This window comes from Streptomyces sp. ALI-76-A, assembly GCF_030287445.1.
GTDB lineage: Bacteria > Actinomycetota > Actinomycetes > Streptomycetales > Streptomycetaceae > Streptomyces.
In genome coordinates this window covers 4,559,089-4,575,356 of sequence record NZ_JASVWB010000002.1, presented here as the reverse complement: position 1 = coordinate 4,575,356, position 16,268 = coordinate 4,559,089, and the positions used below count along the sequence as shown (strand labels likewise).

The 16,268-nt window shown below is 70.6% G+C and carries 12 protein-coding genes; 5 read left to right on the top strand and 7 right to left on the bottom strand.

All coding sequences use genetic code 11. From position 1 onward, the window contains the following. Positions 1 to 154 precede the first annotated feature (154 nt). The 3 genes from QQS16_RS21380 to QQS16_RS21370 all read right to left on the bottom strand — a co-directional run bounded on the left by QQS16_RS21380 (position 155) and on the right by QQS16_RS21370 (position 3,672). Positions 155 to 1,018 carry a hypothetical protein gene (locus QQS16_RS21380; protein WP_286063440.1) on the bottom strand — a complete coding sequence of 288 codons (864 nt, stop codon included), beginning with the start codon at positions 1,016 to 1,018 and terminating at the stop codon, positions 155 to 157. A gap of 193 nt (positions 1,019 to 1,211) precedes the next feature. Further along, the gene (locus QQS16_RS21375) at positions 1,212 to 2,294 is read right to left on the bottom strand and encodes a metallophosphoesterase (RefSeq protein WP_286063439.1); all 1,083 of its coding nucleotides are present in this window, start codon (positions 2,292 to 2,294) and stop codon (positions 1,212 to 1,214) included. A gap of 265 nt (positions 2,295 to 2,559) precedes the next feature. Further along, positions 2,560 to 3,672, bottom strand: a complete 1,113-nt coding sequence (locus tag QQS16_RS21370) for a LacI family DNA-binding transcriptional regulator (protein WP_286063438.1) — start codon at positions 3,670 to 3,672, stop codon at positions 2,560 to 2,562. A gap of 449 nt (positions 3,673 to 4,121) precedes the next feature. Between QQS16_RS21370 and hisC the strand changes: the two genes are divergently transcribed. The 5 genes from hisC to QQS16_RS21345 all read left to right on the top strand — a co-directional run bounded on the left by hisC (position 4,122) and on the right by QQS16_RS21345 (position 12,795). After that, entirely contained in the window at positions 4,122 to 5,201 is a 1,080-nt protein-coding gene (gene hisC / locus QQS16_RS21365; protein WP_286063437.1) for a histidinol-phosphate transaminase, read from the top strand. Positions 5,202 to 5,409: 208 nt separating this feature from the next. Next, a complete protein-coding gene (locus QQS16_RS21360) occupies positions 5,410 to 6,915 on the top strand; it encodes a cytochrome ubiquinol oxidase subunit I (protein WP_286063435.1) in 1,506 nt (501 codons plus the stop codon). Positions 6,916 to 6,933: 18 nt separating this feature from the next. Beyond that, a complete protein-coding gene (gene cydB / locus QQS16_RS21355; protein WP_286063434.1) occupies positions 6,934 to 7,941 on the top strand; it encodes a cytochrome d ubiquinol oxidase subunit II in 1,008 nt (335 codons plus the stop codon). Between the two features lie 94 nt (positions 7,942 to 8,035). Then, positions 8,036 to 11,596, top strand: coding sequence for a thiol reductant ABC exporter subunit CydD (cydD, locus tag QQS16_RS21350; protein WP_286063433.1), 3,561 nt, complete (start codon positions 8,036 to 8,038; stop codon positions 11,594 to 11,596). A gap of 128 nt (positions 11,597 to 11,724) precedes the next feature. Next, the gene (locus QQS16_RS21345) at positions 11,725 to 12,795 is read left to right on the top strand and encodes a M23 family metallopeptidase (protein WP_286063432.1); all 1,071 of its coding nucleotides are present in this window, start codon (positions 11,725 to 11,727) and stop codon (positions 12,793 to 12,795) included. A 172-nt stretch (positions 12,796 to 12,967) separates the two neighbouring features. Here QQS16_RS21345 and QQS16_RS21340 read toward each other — a convergent pair whose 3' ends face one another. From QQS16_RS21340 to QQS16_RS21325, 4 genes are all read right to left on the bottom strand, one after another. Next, positions 12,968 to 13,837 (bottom strand): HAD hydrolase family protein, encoded by an 870-nt coding sequence (locus QQS16_RS21340; protein ID WP_286063431.1) that lies wholly within the window; start codon positions 13,835 to 13,837, stop codon positions 12,968 to 12,970. A gap of 80 nt (positions 13,838 to 13,917) precedes the next feature. Continuing rightward, positions 13,918 to 14,829 (bottom strand): LLM class flavin-dependent oxidoreductase, encoded by a 912-nt coding sequence (locus tag QQS16_RS21335; RefSeq protein ID WP_286063430.1) that lies wholly within the window; start codon positions 14,827 to 14,829, stop codon positions 13,918 to 13,920. Positions 14,830 to 14,881: 52 nt separating this feature from the next. Further along, complete coding sequence (locus QQS16_RS21330) at positions 14,882 to 15,340, bottom strand: hypothetical protein (protein WP_286063429.1); 459 nt, start codon at positions 15,338 to 15,340, stop codon at positions 14,882 to 14,884. Positions 15,341 to 15,353: 13 nt separating this feature from the next. Further along, entirely contained in the window at positions 15,354 to 15,917 is a 564-nt protein-coding gene (locus tag QQS16_RS21325) for an RNA 2'-phosphotransferase (protein ID WP_286063428.1), read from the bottom strand. Positions 15,918 to 16,268 lie beyond the last annotated feature (351 nt).

The following is a 16,268-nucleotide window of genomic DNA, read 5'->3' as shown; positions in this document are numbered from 1 at the left end:
TCGCCCTGGCGCACGCGTTCAGCCGGCCGCTCGTCGCACGGGCGGAGGCGCGTGTCCTCCGCCGCTTGTGGCGGAGACCGCCTCGGCGCGGCGCCGGGCGGTGGACGGCCGGTCCTCGGCTTGCGCTCCCGGGACGGGGGCGCAAGCCGAGGGGTTACTCCGGCTTGTGCTCCGGCCCCCCGAAGTCCGGGCTCGTGTAGTCGGGGCTGGTGAAGCTCGGACGTGGGCCGGAGGCGCCGTCGCCCGGGCTGCTGAAACCGGGGCGGTCGTAGCCGAGATGCGGCATGCGGCTGGTCGGCGCCGGGGGTGGCGTACGACGCAGTGCGGCGGTGCCGGGATCGGCGAGGGCCTCTCTGAGGAACGGCAGGATGCCGCGCTCCAGCAGTGCCTCGCACCAGGCTTCCCTGGCCCGGGTCACCTCCGCGCTCATCTCGCCGTACGGGCCGGCGGCGAGCGAGGGCCGGTTGCGCAGGGCGGTGAGCAGCAGTCCGACGGCGGCGACGAGGATCGCGGCCGCCGTCACGGCGCCGAACACCCATCCGGCGGTGAGCATGGTCTGGGCGAACGCCGGCTCAGGGTTCAGCATCTTCAGGATGTAACCCACGAGCAGGAAGATCGCGGCGGCGGTTCCGGCCAGGACAGGTGCCAGGACCGCGACGACGGCGATGGCGCCCGCGCCGGCGGTCTCGGCGACCTCTCCCATGGTGGTGGCGAGTCCCATCGTGCCGGTGCCCGGCTCCGCGGAGCCGGTGTCGCGGTTGGACGAGGGGGTGGACGGCGCCGGGCGGCGCAGTTCCTCGCGGACCTTCACGTAGTGCTGGTACTCGGTCGCCGCGGCCGCCGTGATGAGCGCGGTGGCGTTGAGCGCCATGGTGCGCAGTTGTTCCGGATTGAGCCGTTGTCCGACAGCGGCCAGTTCCGGGCGGTGTGATGCGGAGCGCAGCGCCTCATCGAGGATCCGCTCGTATTCCTGGCGGTCCTCGCTCAGCAGGTGCTGCGGAACGCTGTTCATGTGCATCCCCCGATGCTCCGTAGGGCTTGGGGCTCGCACGCTGACGAGCCGTCGGGCAGAAACGGAGGGGAGCCTGCTACGGATAAGCCGATGGTAGAGCGATGACGGCGCGCGGTGACAGGGGGTTTACCGAAAATGCCCTGCGGCCGGTGCCGTCGCCGGTCGGTCCTCCATGGGGGACCGCCTGCCCTGTGAACGCTCAGACATCCAACGGCAGTTGCTGGACCAGCAGCTTTCCGGCCATGGTCACCCCGCCGTCCATCGCGATGGCGAGTCCGTCGGCGTAGAGATGCGGTCCCTCGACCACGGGACCGGCCGGGTCGTCGCCGTCCTCGGACCCGACCTCGCCCAGCAGGTATGGGATGGGGCTGTGGCCGTGCACGATCCGTGTGCCGCCGTACGTGTCGAGCAGCGAGCGGACATGGTCGGCTCCGCCCTCGTCTCGGAAGGAGAACCGCTTGGTGAACTTGCGGAACAGGTCCCACACCTCGTCCGCGTCGTTGCGCGTGATCGTCTCGCGGACGGTGTCGTTGACCGCTTCGATCGAGTCGCCGTAGTCCAGGTACGCGGTGGTGTCGGAGTGGACGAGCAGGTGCCCGTCGACCTCCTCCATGGCGTCGAGGCGGGCCATCCACTGCAGGTGATGGTCCTGGAGGCGGTCCATGTCGGTCTTCTGGCCGCCGTTGAGCAGCCAGGCCGCCTGGAAGGTGGCGGTGCCCGCGCCGGAGTTGACGGGGGTGTCGCCGAACCGCTTGGCGCCCAGCAGCAGCAGTTCGTGGTTGCCCATGAGCGCCTTGCAGTAGCCGCCGGCCGCCGCGGCCTCGGCGGACAGCCGCATGACGAGGTCGATGACGCCGATCCCGTCCGGGCCGCGGTCGGTGAAGTCCCCGAGGAACCACAGCCGGGCGGTGCCCGCGCACCAGTTCCCCGCCGCGTCGAGGAGGCCCTTGTCCTGGAGGGCGGACACCAGCTCGTCGAGATAACCGTGCACGTCTCCGACGACGAACAGCGGACCGGGGCCGTCCGTCGGCTGCGAGGCCGGCGAAGAAGCGGGACCGACCGCCGCATGAAGCGTGTCACCCCGCTTGATGACCGGCAGGTCGCGCTCCGTGGGGGTGTACCCCTCCGGGTAGTCCTCCGGTTCGTCGACCGGTGGGACGGTCTCGCCGGAGTGCGCGCCCTGGGGGTACGGACCGGTCTCGTGGACGTACGCGGGCACCCGGAAGTCGCGCAACGTCGCCGTTCGCTCCACCTCGGGTCCCTGACCGGCCCCCTGAGTCATCAGACCCCTCCACCATCGCGCCGCATCTGCACCGCTTCGGACTGCCTGGTCGCAGCGGCCCGCGGTGTCGTGGGCCCATCATAGGAATGCGGATCGCGCCGTGTGATGACCCAGGGGTGGTGAATCAGAGCAAGACTGCTGTTCACCGCGGCATTCGCCCCGATTGGGCAGGGCTTCGACCACCCCGTGACTTTCCTCGCTCCGCGCGCGGCTCCCCTTGCGCCGTCTTGTGGAACGCGCGTGCCGTGGCCCGGCCGCCCCGGCGCTACTTCTCCTCGGGCGACCGCGGCGGGCTGACCGTCGTCCGCGGCGGACGTCGCTGGGACGAGGTACGCACGATCAGTTCGGTCGGTATCACCTGTTCGACCGGCTGGTCCGACTCGAGTCCCTCGATGGCGTCGATGAGGAGCTGGACCACGGCCGTGCCGATGCGGCGCGGCTTCAGGGAGAGCGTGGTGACGGGCGGCTCGGTGTTGGCGTACATGGTCGACTCGCTGCAACAGACCAGAAGCAGGTCGTCCGGCACCCGCAGTCCGTAACGGCGGGCGGCGGCGAGCAGGTCGGTGCCGTTCGGGTCGAACAGGCCGTACACGGCGTCGGGGCGGTCGGGGCGGGCGAGCAGCCGGTCGGCGGCGACGGCTCCGGCGCACGGATCGTGCGCCGGGTAGGCCTCGTACACCGGATCCTGGCCCACCCGCTCGCACCAGCGCAGGTAGGCGGTGGTCGACAGGTGGGTGTAGGTGTCCGTGGTGGTCCCGGTCAGCAGGCCGATGCGGCGGGCTCCGGCGTCGGCCAGGTGGTCGAGGATGCCGAGGACGGCGGCTTCGTGGTCGTTGTCGACCCAGGCGGTGACCGGGAGCGTGCCGGCCGGGCGGCCGTCGGAGACGACCGGTAAACCCTGGCGGACCAGTTCGCTGACGACCGGGTCCTGGTCGGACGGGTCGATGACGACCGTGCCGTCAAGGGCGACGTTCGACCAGACGTCATGGCGGGAGGTCGCGGGGAGGATGACGAGGGCGTAGCCGCGGGCGAGCGCGGCGGAGGTGGCGGCCCGCGCCATTTCGGCGAAGTACGCGAACTCCGTGAAGGTGAAAGGTTCATCCCCGTAGGTCGTCACGGTCAGACCGATCAGTCCGGACTTGCCGGTACGGAGGGTACGGGCGGCGGCCGAGGGGCGGTACCCCAGTCGGTCGGCGACCTCGCGGACATGTCGTCGGGTGGCGTCCGGGAGCCGGCCCTTCCCGTTGAGGGCGTCGGAGACGGTCGTGATGGAGACTCCGGCGGCGGCGGCGACGTCTCTGATGCCCGCTCGTCCCGGCCGGCTGCCTCGCCGTGAGGTTTCCGCGCGGCTCACCTGGTGCTTCCCTGCTGCTGTCATGGCGAGCCGATAGTAGGGCTCATGCGGTGGGGTAGGGCGGACGCATATGCACGCGTTGACAGGCACGTTTCTGCAAGATCATTAGCGCTCAATTCCCTTGGAATCAAAGGGGGTTGAGCGTTTACATTGCAGGACGTGACGTGTCGACGTGCACCGGCCTGCCAAGTCGCGGATGTTTCGAAGCGGTCTCAACTCACCTTCACGAGGGATGCGCGCCACGGCGTGAGCCACCAGCGCGTAGATATATGTGACCGCGCCCCTCAGTTCGTACGCGTTCGTCTGGTGTTGCCCCTGTTGGCACTGTTGCCGTTGTGACAGGTGAGGGCTGGTGCTGTTCGATGCCGGACCGCCTCCACACCTGTACGCAGCGGCGCCGAATCCTCATAAGGTGAGGAGCATGGGAGGCCGGTGGTGCTGACGGTCCGCCGGTGATCACGAGGAGGACTGCGGTGAGCGAGACGAGCCCCAAGCTGCGCGCCGAGCTGGAGGGTATCCCCGCCTATGTGCCGGGCAAGCCCGCCGCGGCCGGCGGTCCGGTGGCCTACAAGCTGTCCTCCAACGAGAACCCGTATCCGCCGTTGCCCGGTGTTCTGGAGACCGTGACGGCCGCGGTCGCGTCGTTCAACCGCTACCCGGACATGGCCTGCACGGCCTTGATGAGCGAGCTGTCCGACCGTTTCGGCGTCCCGCTCTCCCACCTGGCCACCGGCACCGGCTCGGTCGGCGTCGCGCAGCAGTTGGTCCAGGCGACCTCAGGTCCCGGCGACGAGGTGATCTACGCCTGGCGGTCGTTCGAGGCGTACCCGATCATCACGCGAATCAGCGGGGCGACCCCGATCCAGGTGCCGCTGACGCCGGGGGATGTGCACGACCTGGACGCCATGGCGGACGCGATCACCGAGCGGACCCGGCTGATCTTCGTCTGCAACCCCAACAACCCGACCGGCACGGTCGTGCGGCGGGCCGAGCTGGAACGGTTCCTCGACCGGGTGCCCGCGGATGTGCTGGTCGTCCTGGACGAGGCGTACCGCGAGTTCATCCGCGATCCCGAGGTGCCGGACGGCGTGGAGCTGTACCGCGACCGGCCGAACGTCTGCGTGCTGCGCACCTTCTCCAAGGCCTACGGCCTCGCCGGACTGCGGGTCGGCTTCGCGATCGCCCACGAGCCGGTGGCGGCGGCGCTCCGCAAGACCGCGGTGCCTTTCGGGGTGAGCCGGCTCGCGCAGGACGCGGCGGTCGCCTCGCTGCGCGCCGAGGACGAGCTGCTCGGCCGGGTCGGCTCGCTGGTGTGCGAACGCACCCGGGTGGTCGACGCGCTGCGTGGCCAGGGCTGGACGGTGCCGGAGACCCAGGCCAACTTCGTCTGGCTGCGGTTGGGGGAGCGCACGGTCGCGTTCGCGCAGGCGTGCGAGCAGGCGGGGGTGATGATCAGGCCGTTCCCGGGTGAGGGCGTACGGGTCACGGTCGGAGAATGTGAGGCGAACGACATCTTCTTGAAGGCGGCAGAGGGCTTCCGCAAGGATCTGTAGCGCTTCTGGAGGGCTGCGTAGCAGGTCAGACGGGCTCCACCAGGCCCGCCGCCAGGCGTCCGCAGGTCTCCCGCACGCGAGCGCGGGAGCCTGCCGGGCGCCTGTTTCACGTGGAACAGGGACCCCCTTGGCGGAGGGAAGAAACGGTGCTGCATAATTGCTTGTGAATGTGAACGCTTTCACAAGCGGGTGAGTAAGGAGCGGCAACGTGGACCTGGCTTTGGCGCCGGAGACCCTGGCGCGCTGGCAGTTCGGCATCACGACCGTCTACCACTTCCTGTTCGTGCCCCTGACGATCTCGTTGGCCGCCCTCACGGCCGGCCTCCAGACCGCCTGGGTGCGCACCGAGAAGGAGAAGTACCTCAAGGCCACCAAGTTCTGGGGCAAGCTCTTCCTGATCAACATCGCGATGGGCGTGGTCACGGGCATCGTGCAGGAGTTCCAGTTCGGCATGAACTGGTCCGACTACTCGCGCTTCGTCGGTGACGTCTTCGGCGCCCCGCTCGCCTTCGAGGCGCTGATCGCTTTCTTCTTCGAGTCCACCTTCATCGGCCTGTGGATCTTCGGCTGGGACAAGCTGCCCAAGAAGGTCCACCTGGCGTGCATCTGGATGGTCTCGATCGGCACGCTGCTGTCCGCGTACTTCATCCTGGCGGCCAACTCCTGGATGCAGCACCCGGTCGGCTACCGGATCAACGAGGCCAAGGGTCGCGCCGAGCTCACCGACTTCTGGCTGGTCCTGACCCAGAACACCGCGCTCAACCAGGTCTTCCACAGCTTCTCGGCGGCGTTCCTGACAGGCGGCGCCTTCATGGTGGGCATCGCCGCCTTCCACCTGATGCGCGGGAAGCACATCCCGGTGATGCGGACCTCGCTCCGGCTGGGCCTGGTCACCCTCGCGGTCGGCGGGATGTTCACCGCCATCAGCGGCGACACCCTGGGCAAGGTCATGTACGAGCAGCAGCCCATGAAGATGGCCGCTGCCGAGGCGCTGTGGGACGGGGAGAAGCCCGCGCCCTTCTCCGTGTTCGCCTACGGCGACGTCGACGAGGGACACAACAAGGTGGCCCTGGAGATACCCGGGCTGCTGTCCTTCCTCGCGCACAGCGACTTCGACTCGTACGTGCCCGGCATCCACGACACCAACAAGGCCCTCCAGGAGAAGTTCGGCCCGGGGGACTACAAGCCCATCGTCCCCGTCGCCTACTGGGGCTTCCGCTGGATGATCGGCTTCGGCATGGCGTCCTTCTCGCTCGGACTGCTGGGCCTGTGGCTGACACGGAAGAGGTTCCTGCTGCCGGCCGCGCTGCGGACGGGAGAGGACGAGGTGCCGCATCTGGTGCTGCTGAGGAAGCCGCTCGGGTCGAGGCTCACCCGGCTGTACTGGCTCCTGGCCCTGTGGACGATGGCGTTCCCGCTGATCGCCAACTCGTGGGGCTGGATCTTCACCGAGATGGGCCGCCAGCCGTGGGTCGTCTACGGCGTGATGCAGACCCGGGACGCCGTCTCCCCCGGTGTCTCCCAGGCCGAGATCATCGTCTCGATGGTCACCTTCACCGTGCTGTACGCCATCCTCGCCGTCATCGAGGTCAAGCTGCTGGTGAAGTACGTGAAGGCCGGCCCGCCCGAGCTCAGCGAGGCCGACCTCAACCCGCCCACGAAGATCGGCGGCGACCTCCGTGACGCCGACAAGCCGATGGCCTTCTCGTACTAGGCCCAGGGAGCTGCAGTCATGGAACTTCACGACGTCTGGTTCGTTCTCATCGCCGTCCTGTGGACCGGCTACTTCTTCCTGGAGGGCTTCGACTTCGGGGTCGGCGTCCTCACCAAGGTGCTCGCCCGCAACCGGCCCGAGCGGCGGGTGCTGATCAACACCATCGGCCCCGTCTGGGACGGCAACGAGGTCTGGTTGCTCACGGCCGCCGGTTCGACGTTCGCGGCCTTCCCCGAGTGGTACGCCACGCTCTTCTCCGGGTTCTACCTGCCGCTGCTGGTCATCCTGGTCTGTCTGATCGTCCGGGGTGTCGCCTTCGAGTACCGGGTGAAGCGGTCCGAGGAGAACTGGCAGCGCAACTGGGAACACGCGATCTTCTGGACCTCGCTGATCTCGGCGTTCCTGTGGGGCGTGGTCTTCGGCAACCTCGTGCGGGGCGTGAAGATCGACCGGAACTTCGACTACGTCGGCGGCTTCTGGGACCTGTTCAGCCCCTACGCGCTGCTCGGCGGTCTGGTGACGCTGACGCTGTTCACCTTCCATGGTGCGGTGTTCACAGCGCTCAAGACCGTGGGTGACATCCGGGAGCGGGCGCGGAAGCTGGCGTCGGGGCTCGGTCTGGTCACCGCCGCGCTGGCGCTGCTCTTCCTGTTGTGGACGCAGGTCGACGGTGGTGACGGCAAGAGTCTGGTCGCGCTGGTCGTGGCGGTCGCCGCGCTGGTCACGGCACTCGTGGCCAACCGGGCCGGGCGCGAGGGCTGGTCGTTCGCCCTGTCCGGCGTCACCATCGTGGCCACCGTGGCGATGCTCTTCCTCACGCTCTTCCCGAACGTGATGCCGTCCTCGCTCGACGCGGACTGGAACCTCACGGTCACCAACGCCTCGTCGAGTCCTTACACCCTGAAGATCATGACCTGGTGCGCGGCGATCGCCACTCCGGTCGTCCTGGTCTACCAGGGCTGGACCTACTGGGTGTTCCGCAAGCGGATCGGCACGCAGCACCTCGCTGTCGACGCCACTCACTGAGTCCGAGAGGGGTGTGGTTCAGCGTGTCGTGGAGCACCGGGTCGCGCGATGTTTCACGTGAAACACGTGAAGCGCACCTCTTGGACCGAAGGGCATGTTTCACGTGAAACCGATCGATCCACGGCTTCTCCGGTACGCCCGGGCCACCCGGTTCTTTCTGGCGGCGGTCATCGGCCTGGGTGCCGTCGGTGCCGGACTGGTCATCGCGCAGGCCATGCTCATCGCCGAGGTGGTGGTGGGGGCGTTCCAGCACGGCATGTCCGTCGCCGAACTGCGCACTCCCCTGCTGCTGTTGGCCGCTGTGGCAGGGGGGCGCGGCCTGGTCTCCTGGCTCACCGAACTCGCCGCGCACCGTGCGAGTGCGGCGGTGAAGTCGGAGCTGCGGGGGCGGCTGCTGGAGCGTGCCGTCGCGCTGGGGCCCGGGTGGCTGGGCGGGCAGCGGACCGGATCGCTGGTGGCCCTCGCCACGCGGGGAGTCGACGCCCTCGACGACTACTTCTCCCGCTATCTGCCGCAGTTGGGCCTCGCGGTGGTCGTGCCGGTGGCGGTGCTGGCGCGGATCGTCACCGAGGACTGGGTCTCGGCGGCCATCATCGCCGGGACCCTGCCGCTCATCCCGGTCTTCATGGTGTTGATCGGCTGGGCTACGCAGTCCCGGATGGACCGGCAGTGGCGGCTGCTGTCCCGGCTGTCCGGACACTTCCTGGACGTGGTGGCCGGCCTGCCGACGCTGAAGGTGTTCGGACGGGCCAAGGCGCAGGCCGAGTCCATCCGCCGGATCACCGGCGAGTACCGGCAGGCGACCATGCGTACGCTGCGGATCGCCTTCATCTCGTCCTTCGCGCTGGAGCTGCTGGCGACGCTGTCGGTGGCCCTGGTCGCCGTGACCGTCGGCATGCGGCTCGTGCACGGGGACATGGACCTGTATGTCGGCCTGGTCATCCTCGTACTCGCGCCCGAGGCCTATCTGCCGCTGCGGCAGGTGGGCGCGCAGTACCACGCGGCGGCGGAGGGACTGGCCGCCGCCGAGGAGATCTTCTCGGTGCTGGAGACGCCGGTGCCGGAGCCGGGTACCGCTACCGTGCCGACGGGGGGTCTGTCCTTCGAGCACGTCACGGTTCGCTATCCCGGACGGTCGGCGGACGCCCTGACGGACGTGTCCTTCACCATTGAGCCCGGGGAGACGGTCGCGCTCGTCGGGCCGAGCGGCGTGGGCAAGTCGACGCTGCTGAACGTGGGGCTGGGGTTCGTGCGGCCCACCGAGGGCCGGGTCCTGGCCGGGGGAGTCGACCTCGCCGAGGCCGACCTGGAGCAGTGGCGGTCGCGGATCGCCTGGGTGCCGCAGCGGCCTCATCTGTTCGCCGGGACGATCGCCGAGAACGTACGCCTGGCCCGGCCCGACGCCGACGACACCGCCGTGCGGCGGGCACTGGGCGACGCGGGCGCGCTGCAGTTCGTGGACGCGCTGCCCGAGGGCGTCGACACGGTGCTGGGAGAGGACGGGGCCGGGCTGTCAGCCGGGCAGCAGCAACGCCTCGCGCTGGCCCGGGCCTTCCTCGCGGACCGGCCGCTGCTGCTGCTCGACGAACCGACGGCGGCGCTGGACGGGGCGACCGAGGCCGAAGTCGTCCAGGCGGTGCGACGACTGGCGGTGGGCCGGACGGTTCTGCTGGTCGTGCACCGGCCGGCGTTGCTGTCGGTGGCGGACCGCGTGGTGCGGCTGACGGAGCCGCAGGCCCCTGCGCCGTCCAGGGAGTCGGCCGCTCCGCTCGCGCCTTCCGTGCGTGCCGGGCAGGAGGGTGCCGAGGTCGGCGAACTGGTCGTCGGCGGGACGCGGGCCGCGAACGCCCCCGGCGCGGCTCCACTTGCGGACGGGACGGACGCCACGGCATCCGCCGCTGCCGGAAGGGGTGTCCTGGCCCGGGTCCGGACCATGTCCGGCGCCCGGCGGGGACGGCTGATGCTCGCCCTGCTGCTCGGGAGTCTCGCGCTCGGCAGTGCCGTCGGGCTCATGGCGACGTCCGGATGGCTGATCTCGCGGGCCTCGCAGCAGCCACCGGTGCTCTATCTGATGGTGGCCGTGACGGCGACGCGGGCCTTCGGGATCGGGCGAGCCGTCTTCCGGTACGCCGAGCGGCTGGTGTCGCACGACGCCGTGCTGCGGATGCTGGCCGACACCCGGGTCGCCGTGTACCGCCGTCTGGAGCGGCTGGCGCCCGCCGGGCTGCGGCGCACCCGCCGGGGCGACCTGCTGTCCCGGCTCGTCGCCGACGTGGACACCTTGCAGGACTACTGGCTGCGCTGGCTGCTGCCCGCCGGTGCCGCCGTGGTCGTGTCCGTCGCGTCCGTCGGCTTCACGGCCTGGCTGCTGCCGGAGGCCGGTGCCGCGCTCGCCCTCGGGTTGCTGGCCGCGGGAGCCGGTGTCCCTCTGGTCACCGGCGCGGTCGCGCGACGGGCCGAGCGCAGGCTGGCCCCGGCCCGGGGGACGCTGGCCACGCGGGTGACCGACCTGCTCACCGGGACCGCCGAGCTGGCCGTCGCCGGTGCTCTGCCCGGACGTACCGCCGACGTGCGGCGCGCCGACCGCGCACTCACCGGTATCGCCTCGCGCGCCGCCACCGCCACCGCGCTCGGCGACGGACTGACCGCGCTGATCTCCGGCCTGACCGTCACCGCGACCGCCCTCCTGGGAGCCCAGGCGGTCGCCGACGGGCGGCTGGGCGGCGTGGTCATGGCCGTCGTCGTCCTCACCCCGCTGGCCGCCTTCGAGGCCGTCCTCGGGCTGCCGCTCGCCGCGCAGTACCGGCAGCGGGTGCGCAAGAGCGCGGAGCGGGTGCACGAGGTGCTGGACGCGCCCGAGCCGGTCCGGGAGCCGGAGCGGCCCGGGCAGGCGCCCGTGTCGCCGTTCCCGGTCGTGGTGAAGGGCTTGGCCGCCCGCTATGCCGGACAGAACCGGGACGCGCTCACCGGAGTCGACCTCGCGCTGGAGCAGGGGCGCAGGATCGCCGTGGTCGGGCCGTCCGGATCCGGCAAGACGACGCTGGCGCAGGTGTTGCTGCGCTTCCTGGACGCGGACGCCGGCTCGTACGCGCTGGGCGGTGTGGACGCGTACGCGCTGGACGGCGACGACGTACGGCGGCTCGTGGGGCTGTGCGCGCAGGACGCGCACCTCTTCGACAGCTCGGTGCGCGAGAACCTCCTTCTCGCGAGGAAGGACGCGACCGAGGACGAGCTGCGGGACGCGCTGCGCCGGGCCCGGCTGCTCGACTGGGCCGAGGGCCTGCCCGACGGGCTCGACACGCTCGTCGGTGAGCACGGAGCACGGCTGTCCGGCGGGCAGCGGCAGCGCCTGGCGCTGGCCCGCGCCCTGTTGGCCGACTTCCCGGTCCTCGTGCTCGACGAGCCCGCCGAACACCTCGACCTGCCGACGGCCGACGCGCTCACCGCCGATCTGCTGGCCGCCACCGAGGGCCGTACGACCCTGCTCATCACGCACCGGCTGGCCGGGCTCGCGGCGGTGGACGAGGTGGTCGTGCTGGACGGAGGACGGATCGTGCAGCGCGGCAGGTACGCGGAACTGGCCGCCGTGGATGGTCCCTTGCGGAGGATGGCGGAGCGGGAGGAACAAGCGGACCTGTTGGTGGGGGCGCGGTAGGCGGCGCGGCCGCTCGTAGGTCCGCACGCACGCCCGGTCCCGCCCCGTTGACCCATCTGCCGCAACCTGTCCCCCAGCCGCACGACGTGAGCAGGACCGCGGCAGGATCGCGGGACACGATGGCTGACATGTGCTCACCTCGCCGTCACCCGTTGCTCGTTCCGGCGCTGCTGTGCGCGTTCGCCGTGCTCGCGGCCCGGCCCGCCGACGCCGCCGACACCGGCGGGGACGAGGACGCCCACGGCGGCCCGGGGACCGGCCTCAGCGCTCAGGTGGCCCGGTTGTACGAGGACGCGGCCATCGCGTCACAGCGCTACGAGGCGGGGCGGCGCGAGGCCGAGGAGCAGCGGGCGCGGGCGCTGCGGCTGGAAGCGCTCCTCGACCGCGAGCGGCGGGAGATCGCCTCGATGCACGAGGACCTGGGCCGGATCGCCCGGGCTCAGTACCGCAGCGGTGGCGAACTCCCGTTGACCGCGCGGATCATCCTCGCGGACAACCCCGACGAGCTGATGCGCGGTCAGCGGGTGTTCTCCCAGTCCCAGCTGACCGTCCGCAAGGCGATCGACAAGAGCCGCCGGGCGGAGAGCCGGCTCGCCGCGGACGAGGCGAAGGCCGCGGCGGCCTGGCGGACGCTGGAACAGCGCACCACGGAACTCGCCGACCTGAAGAAAGGCATCGAGCGGAAGCTCGACCAGGCGCGGGGGCAGTTGCAGGGCCAGGCCGACGCCTCCGCCGCGGCCGGTGCCTGCCGCGGTGCCGTCCGGCTGGACCAGCCGCAGGCGACGGCCGTCACGAGCGCGTGGGTCGCCCCGGTGGCCTCGTACGTACTGTCCGCCGGCTTCGGCAGCGGTGGTGCCCGGTGGGTCAGCCGGCACACCGGGCAGGACTTCGCGGTGCCGATCGGCACGCCGGTGCGGGCGGTCGGCGCGGGGCGTGTGGTGAAGGTGTCGTGCGGGGGCGCCTTCGGCATCGAGATCGTCGTGCAGCACGCGGGGGGCTACTACACGCAGTACGCCCATCTCGCATCCGTCGCCGTCGACCAGGGCGAGCGGGTGAGTCCCGGACAGTGGATCGGGCAGTCGGGCACCACCGGCAACTCCACCGGCCCGCACCTGCACTTCGAGGTGCGGGTCACGCCGGGGATGGGCTCGGCGGTGGATCCGGTGCGATGGCTGTCGGCGCGCGGAGTCGCGCTGTAACCCCGTGCGGCGCTGTAACTCCGTGCGGCGCTGTAACTCCGTGCGGCGCTGTAGCCCCGTGCGGCGCTGTAGCCCCGTGCCGGGCTGTAGCTCCTGCGGGGCCGCAGTTTCGTACAGCCCTCCGGGCCGCAGCCCGTGTCGGCCTAGGGGCCGCAGGCCCGCCGGAGCGCGGTCACCGGCGTTCCTCCAGCAGCCGCTCGATCACGACCGCCACCCCGTCCTCGTTGTTGGCCACGGTCCGGCCGGAGGCCGCGGCGAACACATCGGGGTGCGCGTTGCCCATCGCGTACGACCGGCCCGCCCAGGTCAGCATCTCGACGTCGTTCGGCATGTCCCCGAAGGCGACGACCTCCTCGTGCGAGATACCGCGCTCGGCGCAGCACAGGGCGAGCGTGCTGGCCTTGGACACCTCGGGACCGCTGATCTCCAGCAGGGCGCTGGGGCTGGAGCGGGTGACGTTGGCGCGCTCGCCGATGGCCAGGCGGGCGAGGGTGAGGAACGCGTCGGGGTCGATCGTGGGGTGGTAGGCGAGGATCTTGAGCACCGGCTCGGCGGCCCCCGGGCCGCCCGGCGCCAGCAGTTCCTCGGCCGGTGCCAGTTCGTCGGGGATCTCCATGTGCAGCTTCGGGTAGTCCGGCTCCTGGTGGAAGCCGTAGGTCTGCTCCACCGCGTACACCGTGCCGGGCGCAGCCTCACGCAGCAGCCCTACGGCGTCCAGCGCGTTCTGCCGCGCCAGCTCCCGCACCTTCACGAACCGGTGTGCGCCCGGGCCGCCGTGCAGGTCGACCACCGCTGCGCCGTTGCCGCAGATGGCCAGGCCGTGGCCGTGGACGTGCTCACTGACGACATCCATCCAGCGGGCCGGGCGGCCGGTGACGAAGAAGACCTCGATGCCCGCCTTCTCGGCGGCTGCGAGGGCCGCGACGGTGCGGGGGGAGACCGACTTGTCGTCGCGCAGCAGGGTGCCGTCGAGATCGGTGGCGATCAGTCGTGGCGGGACGGTGGCGGCCGGGGTCTCGGGCTGTCGAGTCGCTGAGGTCACCCGGCCATTCTCCTGCAGGTCGCGCGCACGACCGTGCGAGGGTCCGCACATGTGAGTCTTCTCCGACCGCAACCGCCGTGTCAGCGCAGCTGAGCCGGTGCTTGCATGGCGATCTGCTCGAAGACCTTCTCGTCCGCGGCGAAGTCCGAGTCCGGAATGGGCCAGTGGATCACGAGCTCGGTGAAGCCCAGGTCCCGGTGCCGGCCCGCGAAGTCCACGAACGCGTCGAGGGACTGGAGCGGACGGCCGCGGTCCGGCGTGAACCCGGTCAGCAGGATCCTGTCCAGCTCCTGTACGTCCCGCCCGAGCGCGGCGCAGGCGTCGCCCAGCTTCTCGGCCTGTCCGCGCAAGGCGCGCATCGACTGCTCGGGAGTGCCGGTCTCGTACAGCTTCGGGTCACCGGTGGTCACCCAGGACTGCCCGTACCGCGCGGCGAGCCTGAGCCCGCGTGGCCCGGTCGCGGCCACCGCGAACGGCAGCCGGGGGCGCTGCACGCAACCGGGGATGTTCCGCGCCTCGTGCGCGGAGTAGTAGTCGCCCTCGTACGACACGCCCTTCGGGCCGTCCTCGGTCAGCAGCCGGTCCAGGAGCGGCACGAACTCGGCGAGGCGGTCGGCCCGCTCGCGCGGGGTCCAGGGCTCCTGTCCGAGCACGGTGGCGTCGAAGCCGGTGCCGCCCGCGCCGATGCCCAGCGTGACCCGCCCGCCGGAGATGTCGTCCAGGGAGATCAGCTCCTTCGCGAGGGTCACCGGGTGCCGGAAGTTCGGCGAGGTCACCAGTGTGCCCAGACGCAGATGCTCGGTGACGCCCGCGGCGGCGGTCAGCGTCGGCAGGGCACCGAACCAGGGCCCGTCCCGGAAACTGCGCCAGGACAGGTGGTCATAGGTGTACGCGGTGTGGAAACCGAGCTGCTCCGCGCGTTGCCACGTCGAACGGCCGCCCTGGTGCCAGCGGCGGTGCGGAAGGATCACGGTGCTCAGGCGCAGACTCATGGGTCGAGCGTATGCGGACGGTGGTGTTTCACGTGAAACCCCGTATGCGGGGTCACCGCACCCGTCCGCTCAGCCAGGGGCTGAGGGTGATCACCGGCATGTACTCCTTGTGCGTACGGTCGCCGGGCAACGGCACGATCAGGAAGTAGCCGGGCGGAAAGCGGCGGGCTCGCACGTAGGCGAGGTCGCCGAAGAGGGAGCGCAGGAAGGCGGGCACGTCGTCGCGCGGGACGTCGGGGCACTCGATGCCCTCGACCTCGATCAGCGCGTCCTCCTCGGGGTAGAGGCGGACGCTCACCCGGGGGAGGCCACCGAACTCGACGAAGGCCTCGTGCGGCAGCGAGCCGTCCGGGTCGGTGGTGACGCCGATACCGGCGGCGCTGCGGCGGGAGGTCTGGTCGGCGCCGATGTCGTGCGTGACCTCCATCTCCCGGGCGTACTCCTCGGCCAGGGCGCGCAGGGCCGTGACGGCGGCTTCGGTGGTGGGGAGATGGTCCATACCACTCAGCATGCGGGACGAGGGGTCAGTGCCGCTCGGGGAATCGCAGGTAGTGCGGGGATACGGCCCGGGTGAGCCACACTCCGTTGGCGCTGACGTGGAAGACATGGCCGTCACGGTGCATGGCACCCGAGTCCACCGACAGCACCACGGGCCGGCCTCGGCGGGCGCCGACGCGTGTGGCCGTCTCCCGGTCGGGTGAGAGGTGCACGTCGTGCCGGTCCATCGGGCGCAGTCCCTCCGCGCGGATGGCGTCCAGGTGGCGGGCCACGGTCCCGTGGTAGAGGTACGGCGGCGGGGTCGCGGGGGCCAGTCCCAGGTCGACCTGCACACTGTGGCCCTGGCTGGCACGGATCCGCGTGCCGTCGATCGCGAAGCGCTGCTTGTCATTGGCGGCGACCACGTGGTCCAGTTCCTCGCGCGTGAACCGGAACCCATGGGTGGCCGCCGCGTCGATCAGGGTGTCGATCTCGACCCAGCCGCCCTCGTCGAGGGTGAGCCCGATCCGCTCCGGCTGGTGCCTCAGGTGCTTCGAGAGATACTTCGACACCTTCACGGTGCGTCTCTCGTCGCTCGCTCTTTCGTTCATCCCATCAGCGTGCCGGGAGAGACGTGAATCACGCGAATGATTTTGCCGTCGATGTTTGATCCACAGCCAAGTGCGGTTATCCACAGGGGAATTGGCGATTCTGTGGACAACTGCCCTTGGATTCAAGCGATTTGATCAAGATCGGCTGGTGGTATGTGACTTGTCATGTGCCACACCAAGGCACGTGCCCGCACCGCCCGTTGGCCAGTCTGAGCGGCCGGCCCCATGCGCCTGCCTCACACCAACCCGCCTTTCACCGCCCGCACCAGCAGAACGTGGGCGAGGGAAAACGCTTCGGGCGTCGACGTGTCAGGGCTCTCGCCCAGCGAGGGGGAACCGCTGGTTGCGAGG

Bases quoted from the DNA above. Each gene is read 5' to 3' on its own strand.
- QQS16_RS21380 (WP_286063440.1), bottom strand. From the start codon at position 1,018: ATGCACATGAACAGCGTTCCGCAGCACCTGCTGAGCGAGGACCGCCAG.
- QQS16_RS21375 (WP_286063439.1), bottom strand. From the start codon at position 2,294: ATGACTCAGGGGGCCGGTCAGGGACCCGAGGTGGAGCGAACGGCGACG.
- QQS16_RS21370 (WP_286063438.1), bottom strand. From the start codon at position 3,672: ATGACAGCAGCAGGGAAGCACCAGGTGAGCCGCGCGGAAACCTCACGG.
- cydB (WP_286063434.1), top strand. From the start codon at position 6,934: ATGGAACTTCACGACGTCTGGTTCGTTCTCATCGCCGTCCTGTGGACC.
- cydD (WP_286063433.1), top strand. From the start codon at position 8,036: ATGTTTCACGTGAAACCGATCGATCCACGGCTTCTCCGGTACGCCCGG.
- QQS16_RS21345 (WP_286063432.1), top strand. From the start codon at position 11,725: ATGTGCTCACCTCGCCGTCACCCGTTGCTCGTTCCGGCGCTGCTGTGC.
- QQS16_RS21335 (WP_286063430.1), bottom strand. From the start codon at position 14,829: ATGAGTCTGCGCCTGAGCACCGTGATCCTTCCGCACCGCCGCTGGCAC.
- QQS16_RS21330 (WP_286063429.1), bottom strand. From the start codon at position 15,340: ATGCTGAGTGGTATGGACCATCTCCCCACCACCGAAGCCGCCGTCACG.
- QQS16_RS21325 (WP_286063428.1), bottom strand. From the start codon at position 15,917: ATGAACGAAAGAGCGAGCGACGAGAGACGCACCGTGAAGGTGTCGAAG.